Below are 18,280 nucleotides of genomic sequence, written 5' to 3'. Positions count from 1 at the left end.
TACTTTACTCCGGCTTGATTTTTATTGATAACGCATGGATATATGGCATGAGCTTTTCTACAGATTTAAATACTTCCTTATGAGCTTTGATTTTTGAGGTGTCACTCAACTTTTTAGAAGAGATATTAATGACATAATGGTATTTGCCTTCAACAAACCCTTTATGTTTGGTATGCTTGTGCGTCTCATCTATTACTTCAATTAATGCTTGAGAATCAATTTTGGATAGTATTTCACTTTTAATTTGAGTTGCTACAGCTGTACTATCCATGTCTCATAATATCCTTGTCGGTGTAATAATTAAATCAAGCTTAATATCATATATGTCTATGATAATATCATTATTTTGCTGTTCATCAAAGGCTATGCCTATAGTTAAAGGGGAGTTAGAGTTCTTTTTGAAGCTTAGAGTATAGTCGTAAAAGCCTCCTCCCATTCCCATTCTGAATTTGTCACGATTAAAACCAACAATTGGCACTATAACAATATCAAGCTCCCAAGCTGAGATAATATCCTTTGCTGAATATTTAGGTTCTTTTATTTTATATTTATTTAAATAATATTTTTTTGAATCCTTAGCAAACCACATTCCATGCTTTATGAAAGGATGAACTATAGGTAAATAAATATTTTTAAAGCTGTCATTGATCAGTGATGTGTTGACTTCATTTTTGAGTGAAACAAAACTAGCTATTTTTGGATCTGAAAAGTTGTTTTGAATATAGTCTATAACTCTTAGGTTTATTTTAGAGGATAACTTATCCTTGTTATTTAAACTATTTCTAATGTTTAAGAGCTTTTGGCGTGTATTATCTTTACTCATGACTAAGACTATAAATAATTAGTTGTCCGGATTACCGTTTTAGCCCAATATTCTTGATCCCATTTGGTATCAAGTGGGTGTCATAATCTCAACGTTGGGCTTCTTTGTAAGTGCTAGGCACCAAAGCTTGCTCTCTAGTTGGGATACCAAGACTCCCTATTCTAAGTAGTATCGGCTCAAGATTGTAGCTAAATCACCAATAACCCAGACAACTAAACTTTTGAATACGTGATTATTATAAACGACTAAATGCGGCGTTTGAATGATTTATGGTAAAAAGTTTATAGATATATTGCTTGACTTTGTTTGATTTAAGCTATCTGTTTTTTTGTTTAAGAAATGAATATTTTTTTAGACTAATACTATTAAAAAAGACCTATAACTAATTATCTATATGAAGTAAAATATCAGTTAGTAATATATAAAATAAATTCTATCTATGAAAAATGAGAAACCTAATTTTGAAGATGTTGTAGAAGCTCTAAAAGTAATGCAAGCCTTGACTTCTGCCTCAGAAGCACATGGCTTACTGTGTGCATTATTTAGTTTTGGTGCTGAAGTTAAATTTACTGCTTGGTCGGATTCTTTGATGACAAAGTCTATACAAGAAGGAGACTTAGTAGCTACATCGGCACTACAAACTATGAAAAAACTATATGATTATACAAAGTCGCAATTTGATGAGAAAGGTTTAACTTTTGACCTTTTCCTACCAGAAGATGAAGAAGAGCTAACTTATAAAGCAGAAGCTCTTACATATTGGATAAAGGGTTTTTTATCAGGTGTTGGATTATTTGGACTAGATTTCGAAAATTCAAAAGATAAAGAAGTAAAAGAAGCAATTAATGATTTAATGCAAATATCATATATGGATTATGAAGCTCTTGAGGATAATGATGAGTGTGAACAAGATTTTATAGAGTTGTTAGAGTATACAAAGGTTGCAGTGTTATTGATTGATAGCGAAAAAGTTTAGGTTATTCTATGAATATTAAATACGATATAGCAATTGTTGGTGGCGGAGTTGTTGGTTTACTTACATCCTTAGCCCTTGCAAAGACAGGTTGTACAATTATTCATATTGAAAAAGATGAACTAGAAGTCAAAAATGATAACCGTAGTATCGCTGTGTCTTATTCATCGATAGCATTTCTGAATACTCTTGGTTTGTGGGATAAAGTTGCTAGTAAAACTCAATCCATAAAAAAAGTTCATGTCTCTGATAAAGGACGATATGGTAGAGCTGAGATTTTTGCTAAGGATGAGAATCTGCCATTTCTTGGGGCTATTGCTCCAATGCGAGAACTATTAGCAGTTGCATTGCAGAATGTTGCTGAAAATGAAAACATCGAAAAAGCTTTTAAGACTAATGTCGTTAGTTTGCAAAAGAATGCTGATGATTATTCGCTAGTTGTTGAGCAAGAACAACAAGATAAAATAATACAGGCTTCGCTAATAATTGCTTGTGACGGTGCAAACTCAAGTATACGTAAAATGCTAAATGTAGGAGCTCAAACTACTGATTATAAACAAGATGCAGTAGTTTTTGATATCCAAACAGATCTTGATAATGATAATACAGCGTTTGAGAGGTTTATGACTGATGGTGTGCTTGCAATGCTTCCTAAGTCAAAAACTACAATGGGCTGTGTTTGGACTGTTGATCGAGAAGACTCAAAAGCAAAGTTAAACTTAGGTAAAAAAGAGTTTAAGGAACTGGTTCAAGATAGATTTGGTTATAGATTAGGTCAGATTGAAGTTGCTACTAAGCCTGCTGTTTTTCCTTTATATCTTGTTCAATCAAATGATGTATATAAAGATAATGTACTATTTTTTGGTAATGCTTTGCATTTTTTACATCCTGTATCTGGTCAAGGCATGAATTTAAGTATTCGAGATATCGGCTTTTTATATGATTTACTTGTTGAAAGTGATTTTTCACAAAGCTCTATAGCAGTAGTTTTAGAAGAGTTTGCCAAAGTTAGAAAACCAGATCATGATAGAACAATTAATATTACACATGGATTTGTGAAATGGTTTGTTTCAAATGATTTTAAATTTGTGGCAAGTAGAAATGTTGGATTACACTTGTTACAAAGAAGCAAATTAGCCAAAAAAGTTCTATCTCGAGTGATGATGGGTAAGCTGACGAGAGGTTCAACACTAATGAGAAAGGTGGTTGAAGATGAACATTAAAAATATCCAAAAAGATGTGGTGATTGTTGGTGGAGGTATGGTTGGGCTTAGTTTGGCTCTATCTTTGCATCAAAATGGTCTACAAGTCGCTGTAATAGAAGCAAGAGAAATGAATTATAAGCATCTCAATTCAGATAGAGTAGAAACTAGAGTAAGTGCGGTTAATCATACCTCTAAGAGATTGCTACAAGATTTGGGTGTTTGGAATGCTATTAAAAGCAATCGTATATCACCATATTATCAAATGTGTGTTTGGGATGATGTTCCTAGTGAAAGTATTACTATTTCAGCAGAAGAAATATCTGAGCATAGTTTGGGTAATATTGTAGAAAATGATGTTATAACACAAGCTCTCATTACTGAAATTAGTAATACAAGTATTGAAATTTATGCGAATCAGAGGATTGAAAAGATCCAAAAGAATGGTAACACGGAACTAGTTGTTTTAGCTGATAAAATTGTCGAAACTAGCTTGATCGTCGGCGCAGATGGAGCTAACTCTTTTGTTAGAGATTATTTTAATTTTGAAACTAAAATTAAACCATATAAACATACTGCGATAGTGGCAACTCTTGAGCTTGAAAAACAACATAATCAAACTGCATATCAAAGGTTTTATGATAAGGGAGTTTTAGCATTTTTACCGTTAGAAAATTCTAATAAAGCTTCGATAGTTTGGTCTGTAAAAACTGATTATGCTGATTTCTTGATGAGTTTAGCTGATGAGAAGTTTGAATTAGAGTTAGCAAAAGTAATTAATAATACTCTTGGGAGTGTAAAACTTTTATCAAAAAGATTTAGCTTTGAACTAATTCAACGTCACGCTAAGAGCTATAATAAAAGTAATGTTGTACTAGTCGGTGACGCTGCCCATACAATCCATCCTTTAGCAGGTCAGGGTGTAAATATTGGCTTTAAGGATGTTATAGCTTTGAGTAAAGTTGTAAGTGAAGCTTTTGCTAAAGGTAGATTAATTGGCCATATCTCAACGTTAGATAAATACCAACGCGAAAGAAAGCTTGATAATACTAAGATGATAGCTCTTATGAAAGCTTTTAAAGAAGTATTTGGTAGTGAGAGTGACTATATTAAAAAAGCTCGTAGAGCTGGATTTGAGTTTGTTGATAAATATAGTATCGTCAAAAGTTTGGTAGTAAAACAGGCGTTGTAGACTTATTGATTAATTTCTTGTCTAGCTTTTTCTAAATCTTTTAGAAATTCTTGGTTTCCATTCAAAATTGCAAAGTTTGCCAAAGCTACAGTTCTAGCAGCTTGGATATCACTTTTCCAATGTACTCCGCAAATAACCCGACTTTGGGATTTTCTATCAGCTAACTCAAAAAGCTGCTTAGCTGTTTGAGGTTTTAGCTCTGCTAGAATCATAGCGTAATTCCAAGCTCTAGATGAGTGTCCAGAAGGGTATGAATAGCTATTAGGATCCTCATCAGGATCGCAAGGTTTTCTATCAAAAAATACGAAGGGTCTTATTCTCTTGTATTTTTCTTTAGCTGATTGCTTTATATTCGATACATCAGTCGTTGATCTATTTAATAAAGTGTATATTGCAGGGGTTTTGTCTTTAGTAATTTCTTGGCCAAAAGCTTTGCTAAAATCAGCGATATGAACGTCTTGGTCATTAGATGCGTCATGAATTGCTATTTTGTAATCAGTAGTATTTTTATTTTGGCTAAATACTGCTTCTGATATCGCTTTGTCACTAGAAAATGCTAATGAATCTGTACTTGGAGGAGCTCCGATAATACTATCTATATTTATGATTTGATTTTTGGGTATATACCCACTAGGCCAGTTACTAGCAAAAGAGGCTGATAATGTTACAAATATAATAATTGTAATGGATAGAAATTTTTTCATAGTTAGTTTTTTGGGTATTAAATTAGTTTTGGAAAATTATATTAACATATTCAGATGTATAGGAAATATTAGTTAAGAGTAAATCTTTATAAATTTATCACTTGGTTATCACTTCTAACAGTAACTTTATATTGTTGTAAATATAAAAATAGATGATTTTGATTATAAATTAGATTTTTAAATAGGTGAATTTACAAATATTAAAACTTCTTAATATCAATTCCTAACTTCTTTTGTAGTTTTTCAACATAAGAGAATTCAGTTTCTTTAATAATTAGAATGCTATTGCCTGACTTACCCATACGACCTGTTCTACCTGCTCGATGTTGGTAATCTTCTGCTTTGGATGGGATATCATAATTTATTACAAAATCAACATCATTAATATCAAGTCCTCTAGCTGCAACATCAGAGGCAACTAAAACTTTGATTTGTCCACTTTTGAATTTTTTGATGGTATTAGCTCTATCAATTTTATTTTGTTCACCATGAATAGAGCCAACCCCACACTCTAGTTTATCTATTTTTTTTGTGACGAAATCAACATCATTGTTTCTATGTAGAAATACTATAGATTTGGAAGGAGATATTTTGTTTAGTAACTTTCGTAATGTATCGGTTTTACGATTACCATCAGCTGTGATATATCTATGTTCTATAGTTTCTTTTTCTTTGGAGTTATCAATAAGCTCTAAATTTTCGATAAAACTACTCGCAATATCAAAGGCGTGGTTTTTGATAGTAGCAGAGCCTAATATATATTGTAGATTTGTGGGTTTAGAGATGATTTGTTTTAAAAGCTTTAAGCTGTCATCTTCAAGCATACGATCCGCTTCATCAATGATACAGTATTGTAGATGAGCAGCCTTTAGTTTTTTTTGATCGATAAGTTCTAGAATCCTCCCAACAGAGCCAACTACAATATTTGGTTTTTTCTTTAATTTTTCTTTTTGTCTGTCTATCGATGCTTTGCCAATTAGTGCTAGTGATTTAATGCCTATACTTGAGAATGTCTCATTTATAAAATTACTAATTTGAATGGCTAACTCATGAGTGGGTGTGAAAAAAACAACTTGTGTAAGAGGTTTTTTATCTATTAATAGTTTATTTATAATTGGCAAAATATAAGCAAGTGTTTTACCGCTACCAGTTGGTGACTTTAGCCAGATATTTTCTCCATTTGAGATTTTTTCAAAGCTTAAAATCTGTGAGTTCGTAGGTGTTTTAATATTTTTATTTTCTAATATTTCTATGATGTTTTGGCTTAAGTTTAAGTCTGAAAATAACATAAATATGTATATTTAAATTGTTATATATGGATAATAGCATATTAGGATGATAATGGCCTAAATTGTTATATCTATTATCTAAGATATGATAATATTTTGCTCAAAAGATTTTTTTTAAATAAATTTATTAAATGAGAACGGACGATTTTGATTATAAGTTACCAGAAGAGTTAATTGCTAGCTATCCTTTAGAAAACAGAGATGCTAGTAGGTTGCTAAAGTTGAATAAGCAAACTGGCGAGATCGTAGATCATAAATTTACTGATTTTATTGATTTTATCAATCCTGAAGATCTGCTTATCTTTAATAATAGTAAAGTAATGCTAGCTAGACTATATGGTGAAAAAACTACAGGCGCAAAGCTTGAATATCTTATAGAAAGAGTTAAAACACCTAAAATTTTTGAAACACATGTTAAAGCAAATCGCTCACCAGCGATAGGCAGTGAAATATATGTCCAAGACACTTTAGCAAAAGTATTAGAAAAAGATGGCGGAATGTATCTACTTGAACTGCAGGGTAGTAAAGATATCTATCAATTGATGGAAGAGTTTGGGCATATTCCTTTACCTCCGTATATGAAGCGAGATGATGAAGAGTTTGATGCTGAACGATATCAGACAGTTTATGCAAAAGATTTAGGCTCTGTTGCTGCTCCAACAGCTGGTTTGCACTTTTCAGAAGAGCTAATGCAACAAATAAAAGCTAAAGGTACTGATATAGCTTATATCACTTTGCATGTTGGGTCAGGAACTTTTAAACCTGTCCAAGTTAATGATGTCAATAACCATAAGATGCATTCAGAAGTTATATCTGTATCTGAAGATGTTTGTGAGAAAATTCGCCAAACTAAAGCTAATGGTGGTAGAGTAATAGCTATTGGTACAACTTCTGTACGCTCACTTGAAACAGCAGGTCAAAGTGGAGAAATTCAGCCCTATCAAGGTGAGACTGATATTTTCTTATATCCTGGTAAAAAGTTTAATATCGTTGATGCAATGATTACTAATTTTCACTTGCCTAAGTCTACTCTAATTATGCTAGTCAGTGCATTTGCAGATAAAGAAAAGATTATGAAAGCATATGAGCATGCTATAGCTGAAAAATATAGATTTTTTAGTTATGGTGATGCGATGTTTATTTTTTAAAAAAATAAGGGGTGTTTCAATTGAAGTACTTAAAAACAGTAGTGTTTGTAATATCAATTGTTTTATTAGGTTCATGCTCAAATGAGCAAGATACTTCAGATGCTAGCAGTAATGCATCAATTAAAAGTAATTTTAAAGATATGGGTGATTCTGTTGGAGATTCTGCTAAAGATGTAACTAAAAGTATAGGCCATGATTCGAAAAATATAGTTGATGATAATGGTGATGGATCTATTAAAGAAAATTTTGAAAATATGGGTGACTCCATAGGTGAAGCTGCTAGGGATATAACTAGAAGTATAGGTCATGGTACGAGAAATATAGTAGATGGTAATTGATAGTTATAATAAAGGAGTCTTAAAAATGAAATATCTAAAGTTGGTTTATTGTGTTATGTTAGTTGCTCTATTAGGAGCATGTTCTGATAGTGGAGATAGTTCAAGCAATAATGGATCTTTAAAAGGAAACTTCAAGGATATGGGTGACTCAATAGGACATGCAGCAAGAGATGTGACAAGAAGCATAGGTCACGATTCAAGAAATATAGTTGATGTTGATTAAGAATATAACTATTCTTTAAGAAGTATAGCTTTATTCGCTAAGGAGAGGACTCATGTTAAGAAGTGGTAAACAAATATTAAAAGATTTTTTTGATGTATTTGATATAGAATATGTTTTTGGCAATCCAGGAACTACAGAAACTACATTTTTAGATGTGGTTGCTCAAAGTGATAATTGTAAATATATCTTGGGGTTACACGAGTCTGTCGCTACGGGTATTGCTGCTGGATATGCTTTGGAAAGTGGGAAACCTTCGGTATTAAATATACATACTTATCCAGGTTTGGCAAATGCTATGAGTAATATGTTTAATGCTTATGCTGCAGGGATTCCACTGTTTGTAATAGCTGGACAGCAAAACAGAAGTCATCTTATTCATAAGCCTATATTATCAGGAAATTTAACTGAACTTGCAAAAACAGCAACAAAAACACAGTATGAAGTTCAACACGTATCAGATTTAAGTATTGCATTACAAAGATGTTATTTGGAGTCGTTAGAATCTAAAATGCCTACTTTTTTATCTATACCAATGGAAATTTATACGGATGAGTGTAGTACAGGATATTTTAAAAAGACTAAAATACTAAATGACACTCAAACAACAGATTTAACAGAGATTATTAACCATTTAGAAGAATGTAAAAGTATTGTTTTTGTTGTTGATGCAGAGGTTATTTGGAGTGCTAAAACCAGATCAAATCTTCATCAGCTTAGTAATAAAGTAGGCGCCGATATCTATTTAGCACCATTTGCTGTCAAAACTTCTATTGATGTGAGTTTTGATAATTATAAAGGCGTTTTACCAGCTGTTTCGTTAGAGGCTAATAATATATTATCTAAATATGAAACAGTTGTTTTATTGGGAGAAAAAATCCAGTCTTTTCTGTATCATGAAAAGCAAACAATACCCCAACAAAATACTTTAATTCAGTTTAGTAATGGTAATATAAGGACTAGATATGATTATCCTTTCGATTATGTTATTAGAGGGGAAATTGGTAATAACCTTTCGATCATTGCTGATCATTTCGATACTAAACAAACTAAATATAAAAAGAGTTTTGAATTGGAGGAAATTAATACAAATAAAGATAGCATCTTATTTGATATTTTAGATTATTGTTATCGTGATACAGCTATTGTCATAGAGGGTTCTACGAACCAGACACATCTTGAAGAATTAATATATATATTAAAGTTTTCAAAGGTCTATTATGAACCTCGTGGAGGTGCTTTAGGTATGGCAATGCCACTATCTGTAGGTATTTCTTTATATACTAATAAACATACTATATGTTTTGTTGGTGATGGTGGTAGTTTGTATTCTATTCATAGTATTTGGACCGCCGCTAGATATAATATTCCTATTATATTTATTTGTACTATCAATGATGAGTATAAAATCTTAAAACAATTATGGCACTTGCAGGTTCCACAAACACCAGAGAAAGACTATGTAGGAATGGATATTACAAATCCACGATTAGATTTGAGTAGTATAGCTAAAGGTTTTGGCGCGAAAACTATTACGACTAGTAGAATAAACTATAAAGATTCTTTGGACCAAGCTTTCAAATTCAATGGTCCCACATTTATCACTATATCATCTGAGGACTGTTAGGTTCAAAATCTTTGCGACAGCTATATCCTTTTAGCTTTTAGTAATTTATTATTATCAATATTAATGAAAATTAAGTTAGTTAGACAATGAAGAAAGCATTTTTTTTTGATATTGATGGCACTCTAGTATACGAACATAAAGGAGAGCTTTTTGTCTCAGATAAAAATATCCAAGCAATCAAAAAGTTAAGAAAGCAAGGTTATAAGACTTTTATAGCTACAGGTAGATCACCGAGTTTCATTCCTTCAGCAGTTCTTGATTTGCCTATGGATGGTTATGTTACAGCTAATGGTTCTGTAGTTAGTGTTGGTGATAAACTTGTTTATGAGAAGCTATTCCCACAAAGTGCGATTGATAATGTTTTAGAGTTTTGTGAAAAACATAATCATGATTGGCTTTTTGAAGGTGAATTTGCGTATGTGAACAACCTTGAATCAGAAGATCTTAGTTACTTTTATGATAATGTGATAGTAAGTAAAGATAAGATTATCACAACACGTAACTTATATAACGTAACAATTTATAATGCTTTAGTTTTGGGCAGAAATGTTGATACTGTAGCTTTAGAACATACGCTTGGAGACGAGTGTGTGATAGCTCCGCATAATGAAAATGGTTATGTTGACTGCTATTTAGCAGGACATACCAAAGCAGATGGTATAAATAAGGTTGTAGAATATCTAGATCTTGAAGGATATGAGACATACGCATTTGGTGATGGTAATAATGATCTAGAAATGTTTGATCGAGTTGATGTGGCTGTTGCTATGGATAATGCTTCCCCTCAATTAAAAGAAAAAGCAAGTCTAATAACTAAAGCAAACTATAATGATGGTGTATATTATGGTTTATTAAAGCTAGGCTTGATTTAGACTTTATTCTTCTATAGTTTGTTTGGTGGTGGGGGCTAAAATTAACAAAAAAAGGAAGATAAATGAATAAGAAAATTATATTTACTCTAAGTTTTTTACCTCTACTAGCATTAGCAGCAGATCAAAATCAAACATCTTTAAAGGGCTCTGATTTAATATCAACAGATACGGGAACCATCTATACTTATATATCGCCAAACACTCCTGATCAAAAATTTGAAACAGTTGTTGAAAATTGTAATGAAAACAAAATAGAGTGTACTTATCAGTTAAGAAACTACGATAAAGAAGGTAAGGTTAATGGATATAGTGAGTATACCTATGTCATTAAGAATGGTGCAGTTTTTCAAACGAATACCATGAAAATTAAAGATAATGATGGCGCTATTCGGACAGTGAAGCTTGGAGATTCTGAACTTCAAGATACTCCTTTATTTCCTCAAAAAATAGAGTTAAACAAAGCTAAAACTAGCATAGAAACTTATGATAACTATACTATTAAAGAAACATCAAAATATACTAAATTGATTCCTGAAATTAGTATTAATGATAATCTCTACAAAAATTGTGTGCAACTCGAATTAAATAATGTTGTTGATTTTAAAGATCATCCTGACAAAGATACAATATACAAGTCTAAGATCATTTACTGTGAAGGTATTGGAGAGGTATATCGTAAATACAGCATGTTTAATTACAAGGGAGAATATGTTTTGGGTCAAAAAGATGTTGTTCAATCTTTACATTCAATAACTAAAAATGGTAAAAAGGAAAGTTAACAATGAAAAGAGAGTTAGCTGTATTAGCTTTTTGTTTTTTGGCTTTATCAACAGCCTATGCAGATGAAGAAACATTGAAAGGCAGTGATTATATTACAACAGATGTTGGATCTACTTATACTTATGTTTACAATCATTTAGATAACCCTGCTAAACTTACCGCAGCATTTGATATGACTGTTAAAAGCTGTAATGAATCTAAGACAAAATGTGTTTATGATACGGTAACTAAAATGGGTAGTGATAAATCTTATTTAGCTAATGAGTCAGTATATGAAATTGAAGATGGTGTAGTTTATTTCTCATCTATTAAAAGTGGTAAACCTGGTGGCACAATAGAAAATATTGATAGTAAACCACAAGAGCTTTTTCCTAAAGAAATTATTCTTAATAAGACTGAAATTATAAATTATTCTAATGAGATGTCTGATAGTCAAGGGACTTCGGTATTTACTAAAGTAATTCCAGAGATAGTAATAAATAAGAATACATATAAAGATTGTATACGTATGGATAATAACGTTAATAACTGTTTCAAGAATAAAGAAGATAATAGTAAGAATTGTCATCATACAATAGATTATGAGATTTATTGCAAAGGTGTTGGTTTGGTTACAGAAAATATTGACGGAGATACTTTGTTGCTTGAAAAAATTACTAAAAAGTAACTCTGTCAGTCTTATTTTTATCTAAGTAGTCTCTTGATATAGATCTTGTTTAATAGGTTGGGTGTTGAATATGTTTGTTATAGTTTTAAGCTTTGTGTTAATTGGTGTTTTGGTGGGTGTGTTAGCAGGTATGTTTGGCTTTGGAGGAGGCTTAATTATTGTTCCAGCAATTGTAACATTTATCTCTATTCATGAATCATTATTTGTATCTAATTCTATGCATATTGCTGTTGCGACATCCTTATTTGTTATGTTTTTTACCTCTATAAAAACAACATATGCTCACTATAAAGCTAACAATATAATTTGGAGTATTGCCTTAAAGTTAAAGATGGGGTTAATAATTGGTACAGTTTTAGGAGCTACTATGGCAAGTTATCTTTCTAGCAATCTATTAGAATCTTTGTTTATAATATTTTTGATATATACAGTTATTAAGTTAGTCTTAAAAATGCTGAATAGTGCGAAATCCACAGCTGATGAATATGATACTAATGTAGATAAACCTTTGCCGATACTGCTGTATATTTATGGAATTTTTACAGGTTTTGTTTCAGTTGTATTGGGTATTGGAGGGAGTATAATTATTGTTCCTTTTTTAAGAAGCCGTAACTATAGACTCACAACAGCAGCTGCAATTGCATCATCAATAGTACCTTTTTTAGCACTTTTTGGAGCTATCTCATATATTGTAGCTGGTTATGGGTTATCAAATCTACCTGATTATTGCTTAGGATTTGTATATCTACCAGTAGCGATTAGTTTGATAGTTGGATCATTCATGGGGGTATCAATGGGAGTTAATTTATCAGGTAGAGTCTCTCAAAAAATACAAAATAGGGCTTATTTAGTGATTATGATTATTATACTTATAGTTATGATTCTCTAGGCTTTGTAAATGCTAAAATATAGAAAAGAGGAGCATTTATAAGCGCAATTATATATTTAATAACTAATGTTGAAATTATAACTTCAAAAACATATTCCATTGGGATAATCCCAGCAAATGCAAATCCATAAGTTATAAGCGTAGTATCAAGAATTTGAGATATCAAAGTTGAACCAGTGTTTCTTAGCCATAACCATTTTATATCAGAACTAAAGTTTTTTATCTTAGAGTATATAAGTACATCAAATAGTTGAGATACAAGATAAACTAGGTTTCCGATAATTACAGCTTTTAAAGCGCCACCATTTATTGAGAAAAATAAATTTAAAGAGTTATTTATATCATTATAGAAATCATCATTTAAGCTTTTGAATAGCGTTGAGATAAACATCAAAAGCACGAATGATAGACCGAAAAAGATCGATTTTAGGACAGCTTTGCGTGCTTCTTGCCGACCATATTTCTCGTTAAGCAAGTCATTTGCTGTAAATATGCCACCAAACATTACATTACCGAGTGTTGCAACAATATGAAAACCAGCAATATCGTAAGCAACGCCTTTGTTAACTTGGATATTTGCGGCAATAACACTAATAACTATAAATACATGTAATCCTTTTTTACCAAAAAGCTTATAAGCTAGAAACAAGACAAAGAAGTCTACAAAAGTAAATAGTATTAAAAGATTGAAATTTGTCATTTATATTCCTTTAGTTTTGTTAACCCTGGATAGTTACGAACAGGGGATCAAAAATCTGCTATAATATAGCAAAATAGTTTATCAATAACAAATAAACTTTATAAAGGAGTTAAAATGCGTTTTGCTCATGTGATGTTGAGAGTTAAAGATTTAGATAGATCTATAGATTTTTATACAAAAATATTAGGTATGACTGTTCAAAAAAGGATGGATAACTCAGAGTATAAATATACTTTAGCATTTCTTGGTTATGGGGATGTTTCGGATCATACTGTATTGGAGCTGACATATAACTGGGGCGATCATGATTATGATCATGGTAATGCTTTTGGTCATTTGTGTATGCAGGTGGATGATGTCTATAAGGCATGTGAAGATGTCAAGGAAAAGGGCGGGGTTGTAACTCGTGAAGCAGGTCCTGTAAAAGGTGGTACGCAAGTTATAGCATTTATAAAAGATCCAGATGGTTATCAAATAGAGCTTATCGATTAATGAATAAAGACAAGTTAAATATACTAGTAATTAGGGGATACTATAGTAAAGGCGATAGTGTTGAGCATATTGATATTGATGGTATCAAAATTAAAGTAACAACTGTGGCTTTAGGTCGACCAGTATTTGTAAAGCGTAAGCTTAAAAGAATTATCAATAAGTATAAAGTTAGTGCTGATAATTACGATCTTATCTACGCGATATCAATGTCTGCTGGGATTTCATCTTTAATTGATGAAGCCTTGTATCAAAGACTACACTTAATTACACCATTTTTTATTCATCATAAAACAATGAGAGTTCTTGGTAAGATCAAGATTAGAAAGATGTTAGGAGCATACTTATTACTATTGTTTAATGGCAAACTTGGGAAATTCCATGAAGCAATAAAGGTTACTTTAGCTGAGAACGATAACGTTGTTGATAATAAATTCTTTGAGAGTACTTGGGGAAGTGTCAATCTAATCAAAGGAATAGATCATACCCTGACTAAAGAGGTAGTTGAAGATATTATTAGAAAAGATATTGAGAATTTGAGAAAAGAAGTTTTTGGTGGAGAAGAAGTCTGTTAGCTATTGTGCCTTATAGGCAATAATTCTTAATCGGACATAATCTGCATACCAATTATTGTTTTTATACAGATATGGTTTAGCAATTCTTTCAGCATATTCTAAGAATTCATCAGTATTAGTTACTTTATCTAATAAATTCTTTCTAAAAGTCATAGCCCAGTTTCTAAAGCCATCAGAGCCTTCTAGTAGAGTGGGTCTTTCAAATAAGATGGCATATTTGACTAAAAAGCCATTACTTTCAAGTAGAGAAGTATACTCCGAAATACTTGGGTAAAAATTCTCGAGACTATAGTCTTGGATAGCATATTTTTGAGATACTTTATCTAAACTTGCTAATAGATTTTTTATATTTCCTTTACCGCCCATCTCCAAAACAAATCTGCCATTTTTCTTCAAAATTTTATTTACATTTTTTATGACAGCTGTTGGATTTAGCATCCAATGTAATGCGGCATTTGAAAAAACAGCATTAAAACTCTCTGAGTTAAATGGTAAATTTTGTTGAGCATCTGCTTCTATGAACTCTATATTTGGATAATTTTTCTTAGCTTGATTTAACATCTGATTTGAAACATCAATACCGACTATGCTAGCTCCTTGTAATTTTATTTTATTGGTAAGCTCACCCGTACCGCATCCAATATCTAAAATTTTCTCATCTTTTTGAGGGCCTAGAAGCTCAACAATTTCATTACCATATTCTGTGACAAATTTACCTATTGAGTTATATGTTTTTGGTTCCCATAAATTATTATTGCTCATGGTTTATTTTAACCTCTTGATATAGTTGAGTGATGAAATAACCAATATATAAGCAAGCCCCATATACCAAAGACTAATCCAACAAGTATCCAAATATTTTTTGGTAAAAGTATTGTGGTTATTCTTCTGTCTAAGACTCTAGGGATATCTTTAGCTATCCCTAAACCACAAAAAATATGAATCAAAACTGTAAAGGCAGTAATAATGGGTAGTGAATTGTTGATTAATGTTGTTGAAATAGTACTTACATCCATATTAAAACCTTTAAAATACAATTTTTGAGTGTGCTTTTGAACTATAGGTATGCATATAATGTTCAGCTACTACTTCTAATACTTCATCAATACTGTCTACAAGGGTTAGAAGGTTAACTTCTTCTTTACTAACTACGCCTTTTTGAACCAAGGTGGTTTTTATCCACTCCATTAATCCGCCCCAGAAATCTTTACCATACAGTATAATTGGCATTTTGACTTTTTTACCTGTTTGTATCAGAGTTGTAATATCAAAAAGCTCATCTAGAGTGCCAAAGCCACCAGGCATAACTATATATGACATAGAGTGTTTGATAAACATCGCCTTACGCGTAAAAAAATATCTATAAATCAAAAAGACATCTTGATAGCTGTTAGGTTTTTGCTCATGCGGTAACGTTATGTTAAGACCAACACTGGAGCAGGAGCCTTGCTGTGCACCTTTGTTTCCTGCTTCCATAATTCCAGGACCACCACCTGTGATAACCGCAAAGCCATGATTTGACAAAGATTTAGCTAGTTCAACAGTATCTTTGTAGTACCTGTCATCTTCGGAAATTCTTGCTGAACCAAATATACTGATAGCCGGAGATATCTTATCTAATCTTTCATATCCTTCGACAAGTTCAGATGATATTTTCATAATATCCCAACTGGCTTTAGCCTTGTCAAACCCCATTTCGCTAGATGGTGCCGAGACTATTTTTTTTTCTTTCCAATGCATTGATAATCGCCTTTAAATTAAACTAGTGTTTTATAATACTATTAAATTATTATATAATTATATCCATTAGCTTGAGATAATACTACATCGTCGATGCAGGTTATGTATGTTCAGGCGGAGTTTAAATTTAATCTACTAAAGGAGATATTAAATGGGTTTTTTAGCAGGAAAGAAGATACTTGTTACTGGTCTGTTAAGTAATAAATCAATCGCTTATGGTATTGCCAAAGCTCTTCATAGAGAAGGTGCAGAACTTGCGTTTACTTATGTTGGTCAATTCAAAGAAAGAGTTGAAAAATTAAGTGATGAGTTTAATCCAGCTGCAGTTTTGCCTTGTGATGTAACCTCTGATCAAGAGATGAAAGATCTATTTGTGGAACTTGGTAAAGTTTGGGATGGTCTAGATGGTATTATTCATTCGATCGCATTTGCTCCACGTGATCAGTTAGGTGGGGATTTCGTTGATACTGTAACTCGTGAAGGTTTCTCTATAGCTCATGATATTAGTGCATATTCTTTTGCAGCTCTAGCTAGAGAAGGCCGTGAAATGATGAAAGGTAGAAAAGGCTCTATCGTAGGTCTTACATACATTGGAGCTGAAAAAGCTATGCCTAGTTATAATACTATGGGTATTGCTAAAGCATCTTTAGAAGCTACTATGAGATATACAGCTCTTGCTTTAGGTCCAGATGGAATAAATGTAAACTGCGTTTCAGCAGGTCCGATCAAAACTTTGGCAGCTTCAGGTATTTCTAACTTCAAAAAGATGTTAGATTATAATGCTACAGTATCACCACTTAAGAAAAACGTTGATATTATGGAAGTCGGTAATACAGTTGCTTTTCTTTGTTCTGATATGGCTTCTGGTATTACAGGCGAAAATATTCACGTTGATGCTGGTTATCATAGTGTTTTGATGGGTAATGTTCTTTAGTTCTAAAATATCTTAATTTAGTTTTATCTAACTCAATCTTATATATCTAATATAATAAAAATTGATATATTTTATAAAAAATATTAGTTTTAATTATTTGTTCTGATCGTTGATAATAACCTTACAAAATTAAATTTATAAGGTTGTTTATGAAAAAAAGAGCTTTAAACTTTGTGTTTGCTTCAATATGTGCTTTTGGAGTATCGCAAGGTGTTGCACAAACAAATCCACAGTGTTTAGATAAATCTTTCACTCTACAGCTTCTTGGTTCTGGCGGACCGATTACAGATGATGCTAGAGCGTCAGCAGGTGAGTTAATATGGATTGATGGAAAATCTAAAGTTTTGATTGATGCTGGTGGTGGTACATATCTTAGATTTGGTCAATCAGGAGCTAGATTAGAAGATTTAGATTCGATCAATATGACTCATTTTCATGCGGATCATTCAGCAGATATTCCAGCGATATTAAAAGGAGCATATTTCTCCAAAAGAACAGAGAATCTCCCATTTTCAGGCCCTACAGGCTCAGGCTTATTCCCTAGTGCGACTGATTTTCTTCAACGAGTTTTTGGTGAAGAGCATGGTTCTTTTGCATATTTACATGGAATACTTACAGCTACTGATGGTTTCCCATTTAAGCTTGACCCTGTAAAAAATATTGACTATACAAAATTAGAACCAACGAAGGTCTTTTCAAATGATGAGCTTACTGTTTGGGCGTTAGGTATTCCTAAAGGTGATGTTCCAACTTTGGCATATAAGATTGTATCTAAGAAAGGTACTATCGTTGTAACAGGTGCCGGTGGTAGTAATGATCATGATAAGTTTAGAGATGCGTTTGTTAAATTTGCAAAAGGTGCAGATATTCTAATGATGCCAATGCCGATTGATGAAAGTGCTGATGCAGCAGGTAGTTTCTTACATGCTAAACCATCAGTCATTGGACAAGTTGCTGCAGCAGTTAATCCAAAAGCATTAGTTTTAAGTCATTTCTTAGGTAAAGGTTTAGTGCTTAAAGATGAATCAACAAAAATAGTTAAAAAGTATTATAAAGGACCTGTTTATGAAGGTCGAGATTTAGCATGCTTCCCAGTTAATGGAGTTAAATAGGAGAAT

General features: G+C 32.1%; 23 protein-coding genes and 1 other RNA gene. 15 read left to right on the top strand and 9 right to left on the bottom strand.

Annotation, left to right across the window (positions count from 1 at the left end; translation table 11 throughout):
- Positions 1–4: 4 nt before the first annotated feature.
- The 3 genes from F3D59_RS07935 to ssrS all read right to left on the bottom strand — a co-directional run bounded on the left by F3D59_RS07935 (position 5) and on the right by ssrS (position 1,037).
- Entirely contained in the window at positions 5–271 is a 267-nt protein-coding gene (locus tag F3D59_RS07935; protein ID WP_149368504.1) for a BolA/IbaG family iron-sulfur metabolism protein, read from the bottom strand.
- Between the two features lie 3 nt (positions 272–274).
- Positions 275–823, bottom strand: coding sequence for a 5-formyltetrahydrofolate cyclo-ligase (locus F3D59_RS07930; protein ID WP_150464445.1), 549 nt, complete (start codon positions 821–823; stop codon positions 275–277).
- Positions 824–842: 19 nt separating this feature from the next.
- Positions 843–1,037: non-coding RNA, 6S RNA (ssrS, locus tag F3D59_RS07925), on the bottom strand.
- Between the two features lie 225 nt (positions 1,038–1,262).
- On the opposite strand from ssrS, the gene F3D59_RS07920 reads away from it, so the two are divergent.
- Genes F3D59_RS07920 through F3D59_RS07910 form a run of 3 tightly spaced genes read left to right on the top strand, consistent with a single transcriptional unit; the run spans position 1,263 to position 4,190 of the window.
- On the top strand, positions 1,263–1,799 hold the full coding sequence (locus F3D59_RS07920) for a UPF0149 family protein (RefSeq protein ID WP_013922847.1): 537 nt from the start codon (positions 1,263–1,265) through the stop codon (positions 1,797–1,799).
- Between the two features lie 8 nt (positions 1,800–1,807).
- Positions 1,808–3,019, top strand: coding sequence for an FAD-dependent monooxygenase (locus F3D59_RS07915; protein WP_150464444.1), 1,212 nt, complete (start codon positions 1,808–1,810; stop codon positions 3,017–3,019).
- The gene (locus F3D59_RS07910) at positions 3,009–4,190 is read left to right on the top strand and encodes an FAD-dependent oxidoreductase (protein ID WP_150464443.1); all 1,182 of its coding nucleotides are present in this window, start codon (positions 3,009–3,011) and stop codon (positions 4,188–4,190) included. The genes F3D59_RS07915 and F3D59_RS07910 overlap by 11 nt, the downstream gene beginning before the upstream one ends.
- 2 nt (positions 4,191–4,192) lie before the next feature.
- On the opposite strand, the gene F3D59_RS07905 is transcribed toward F3D59_RS07910, so the two are convergent.
- Positions 4,193–4,894, bottom strand: coding sequence for an acid phosphatase (locus tag F3D59_RS07905; protein ID WP_150464442.1), 702 nt, complete (start codon positions 4,892–4,894; stop codon positions 4,193–4,195).
- Between the two features lie 200 nt (positions 4,895–5,094).
- Positions 5,095–6,183, bottom strand: coding sequence for a DEAD/DEAH box helicase (locus F3D59_RS07900; protein WP_150464441.1), 1,089 nt, complete (start codon positions 6,181–6,183; stop codon positions 5,095–5,097).
- A 131-nt stretch (positions 6,184–6,314) separates the two neighbouring features.
- On the opposite strand from F3D59_RS07900, the gene queA reads away from it, so the two are divergent.
- From queA to F3D59_RS07860, 8 genes are all read left to right on the top strand, one after another.
- On the top strand, positions 6,315–7,331 hold the full coding sequence (gene queA, locus F3D59_RS07895; RefSeq protein WP_150464440.1) for a tRNA preQ1(34) S-adenosylmethionine ribosyltransferase-isomerase QueA: 1,017 nt from the start codon (positions 6,315–6,317) through the stop codon (positions 7,329–7,331).
- Between the two features lie 11 nt (positions 7,332–7,342).
- A complete protein-coding gene (locus tag F3D59_RS07890; RefSeq protein ID WP_224721176.1) occupies positions 7,343–7,669 on the top strand; it encodes a hypothetical protein in 327 nt (108 codons plus the stop codon).
- A 25-nt stretch (positions 7,670–7,694) separates the two neighbouring features.
- Complete coding sequence (locus tag F3D59_RS07885; RefSeq protein WP_224721175.1) at positions 7,695–7,892, top strand: hypothetical protein; 198 nt, start codon at positions 7,695–7,697, stop codon at positions 7,890–7,892.
- Positions 7,893–7,944: 52 nt separating this feature from the next.
- On the top strand, positions 7,945–9,516 hold the full coding sequence (locus tag F3D59_RS07880) for a thiamine pyrophosphate-binding protein (RefSeq protein ID WP_150464437.1): 1,572 nt from the start codon (positions 7,945–7,947) through the stop codon (positions 9,514–9,516).
- An 86-nt stretch (positions 9,517–9,602) separates the two neighbouring features.
- The gene (locus tag F3D59_RS07875) at positions 9,603–10,388 is read left to right on the top strand and encodes a Cof-type HAD-IIB family hydrolase (protein WP_150464436.1); all 786 of its coding nucleotides are present in this window, start codon (positions 9,603–9,605) and stop codon (positions 10,386–10,388) included.
- 62 nt (positions 10,389–10,450) lie between these two features.
- On the top strand, positions 10,451–11,167 hold the full coding sequence (locus tag F3D59_RS07870) for a hypothetical protein (protein WP_150464435.1): 717 nt from the start codon (positions 10,451–10,453) through the stop codon (positions 11,165–11,167).
- A gap of 2 nt (positions 11,168–11,169) precedes the next feature.
- Positions 11,170–11,835, top strand: a complete 666-nt coding sequence (locus F3D59_RS07865) for a hypothetical protein (RefSeq protein WP_150464434.1) — start codon at positions 11,170–11,172, stop codon at positions 11,833–11,835.
- Between the two features lie 70 nt (positions 11,836–11,905).
- Positions 11,906–12,724 carry a sulfite exporter TauE/SafE family protein gene (locus F3D59_RS07860; RefSeq protein ID WP_150464433.1) on the top strand — a complete coding sequence of 273 codons (819 nt, stop codon included), beginning with the start codon at positions 11,906–11,908 and terminating at the stop codon, positions 12,722–12,724.
- Here F3D59_RS07860 and F3D59_RS07855 read toward each other — a convergent pair.
- Positions 12,711–13,424, bottom strand: coding sequence for a queuosine precursor transporter (locus F3D59_RS07855; RefSeq protein WP_150464432.1), 714 nt, complete (start codon positions 13,422–13,424; stop codon positions 12,711–12,713). The two genes, F3D59_RS07860 and F3D59_RS07855, sit on opposite strands and share 14 nt — an antisense overlap.
- A gap of 114 nt (positions 13,425–13,538) precedes the next feature.
- Between F3D59_RS07855 and gloA the strand changes: the two genes are divergently transcribed.
- Together gloA and F3D59_RS07845 are read left to right on the top strand one after the other, a co-directional pair.
- A complete protein-coding gene (gloA, locus tag F3D59_RS07850; protein ID WP_146421957.1) occupies positions 13,539–13,916 on the top strand; it encodes a lactoylglutathione lyase in 378 nt (125 codons plus the stop codon).
- Positions 13,916–14,488 (top strand): hypothetical protein, encoded by a 573-nt coding sequence (locus F3D59_RS07845; protein WP_013922861.1) that lies wholly within the window; start codon positions 13,916–13,918, stop codon positions 14,486–14,488. Before gloA ends, F3D59_RS07845 begins: the two co-directional genes overlap by 1 nt.
- On the opposite strand, the gene F3D59_RS07840 is transcribed toward F3D59_RS07845, so the two are convergent.
- The 3 genes from F3D59_RS07840 to F3D59_RS07830 are packed head-to-tail and all read right to left on the bottom strand — an operon-like array spanning position 14,489 to position 16,228.
- Positions 14,489–15,250: a class I SAM-dependent methyltransferase gene (locus tag F3D59_RS07840; RefSeq protein WP_150464431.1), complete on the bottom strand. Its 762-nt coding sequence runs from the start codon at positions 15,248–15,250 to the stop codon at positions 14,489–14,491.
- A gap of 8 nt (positions 15,251–15,258) precedes the next feature.
- A complete protein-coding gene (locus F3D59_RS07835; protein ID WP_013922863.1) occupies positions 15,259–15,504 on the bottom strand; it encodes a hypothetical protein in 246 nt (81 codons plus the stop codon).
- A 10-nt stretch (positions 15,505–15,514) separates the two neighbouring features.
- Positions 15,515–16,228: a TIGR00730 family Rossman fold protein gene (locus F3D59_RS07830; RefSeq protein ID WP_013922864.1), complete on the bottom strand. Its 714-nt coding sequence runs from the start codon at positions 16,226–16,228 to the stop codon at positions 15,515–15,517.
- 151 nt (positions 16,229–16,379) lie between these two features.
- Here F3D59_RS07830 and F3D59_RS07825 point away from each other — a divergent pair, with 151 nt between their 5' ends.
- A complete protein-coding gene (locus tag F3D59_RS07825; protein WP_013922865.1) occupies positions 16,380–17,162 on the top strand; it encodes an enoyl-ACP reductase in 783 nt (260 codons plus the stop codon).
- 149 nt (positions 17,163–17,311) lie between these two features.
- Positions 17,312–18,274, top strand: a complete 963-nt coding sequence (locus tag F3D59_RS07820) for an MBL fold metallo-hydrolase (RefSeq protein ID WP_150464429.1) — start codon at positions 17,312–17,314, stop codon at positions 18,272–18,274.
- Positions 18,275–18,280 lie beyond the last annotated feature (6 nt).

This window comes from Francisella sp. XLW-1, from assembly GCF_008711455.1.
GTDB lineage: Bacteria > Pseudomonadota > Gammaproteobacteria > Francisellales > Francisellaceae > Francisella > Francisella salimarina.
This window is presented reverse-complemented; position numbering and strand designations above follow the sequence as displayed.

Bases quoted from the DNA above. Each gene is read 5' to 3' on its own strand.
- queA (WP_150464440.1), top strand. From the start codon at position 6,315: ATGAGAACGGACGATTTTGATTATAAGTTACCAGAAGAGTTAATTGCT.
- F3D59_RS07910 (WP_150464443.1), top strand. From the start codon at position 3,009: ATGAACATTAAAAATATCCAAAAAGATGTGGTGATTGTTGGTGGAGGT.
- F3D59_RS07880 (WP_150464437.1), top strand. From the start codon at position 7,945: ATGTTAAGAAGTGGTAAACAAATATTAAAAGATTTTTTTGATGTATTT.
- gloA (WP_146421957.1), top strand. From the start codon at position 13,539: ATGCGTTTTGCTCATGTGATGTTGAGAGTTAAAGATTTAGATAGATCT.
- F3D59_RS07920 (WP_013922847.1), top strand. From the start codon at position 1,263: ATGAAAAATGAGAAACCTAATTTTGAAGATGTTGTAGAAGCTCTAAAA.
- F3D59_RS07915 (WP_150464444.1), top strand. From the start codon at position 1,808: ATGAATATTAAATACGATATAGCAATTGTTGGTGGCGGAGTTGTTGGT.
- F3D59_RS07900 (WP_150464441.1), bottom strand. From the start codon at position 6,183: ATGTTATTTTCAGACTTAAACTTAAGCCAAAACATCATAGAAATATTA.
- F3D59_RS07835 (WP_013922863.1), bottom strand. From the start codon at position 15,504: ATGGATGTAAGTACTATTTCAACAACATTAATCAACAATTCACTACCC.
- F3D59_RS07875 (WP_150464436.1), top strand. From the start codon at position 9,603: ATGAAGAAAGCATTTTTTTTTGATATTGATGGCACTCTAGTATACGAA.
- F3D59_RS07905 (WP_150464442.1), bottom strand. From the start codon at position 4,894: ATGAAAAAATTTCTATCCATTACAATTATTATATTTGTAACATTATCA.
- F3D59_RS07840 (WP_150464431.1), bottom strand. From the start codon at position 15,250: ATGAGCAATAATAATTTATGGGAACCAAAAACATATAACTCAATAGGT.
- F3D59_RS07845 (WP_013922861.1), top strand. From the start codon at position 13,916: ATGAATAAAGACAAGTTAAATATACTAGTAATTAGGGGATACTATAGT.
- F3D59_RS07820 (WP_150464429.1), top strand. From the start codon at position 17,312: ATGAAAAAAAGAGCTTTAAACTTTGTGTTTGCTTCAATATGTGCTTTT.
- F3D59_RS07930 (WP_150464445.1), bottom strand. From the start codon at position 823: ATGAGTAAAGATAATACACGCCAAAAGCTCTTAAACATTAGAAATAGT.
- F3D59_RS07935 (WP_149368504.1), bottom strand. From the start codon at position 271: ATGGATAGTACAGCTGTAGCAACTCAAATTAAAAGTGAAATACTATCC.
- F3D59_RS07885 (WP_224721175.1), top strand. From the start codon at position 7,695: ATGAAATATCTAAAGTTGGTTTATTGTGTTATGTTAGTTGCTCTATTA.
- F3D59_RS07870 (WP_150464435.1), top strand. From the start codon at position 10,451: ATGAATAAGAAAATTATATTTACTCTAAGTTTTTTACCTCTACTAGCA.
- F3D59_RS07825 (WP_013922865.1), top strand. From the start codon at position 16,380: ATGGGTTTTTTAGCAGGAAAGAAGATACTTGTTACTGGTCTGTTAAGT.
- F3D59_RS07855 (WP_150464432.1), bottom strand. From the start codon at position 13,424: ATGACAAATTTCAATCTTTTAATACTATTTACTTTTGTAGACTTCTTT.
- F3D59_RS07865 (WP_150464434.1), top strand. From the start codon at position 11,170: ATGAAAAGAGAGTTAGCTGTATTAGCTTTTTGTTTTTTGGCTTTATCA.
- F3D59_RS07860 (WP_150464433.1), top strand. From the start codon at position 11,906: ATGTTTGTTATAGTTTTAAGCTTTGTGTTAATTGGTGTTTTGGTGGGT.
- F3D59_RS07830 (WP_013922864.1), bottom strand. From the start codon at position 16,228: ATGCATTGGAAAGAAAAAAAAATAGTCTCGGCACCATCTAGCGAAATG.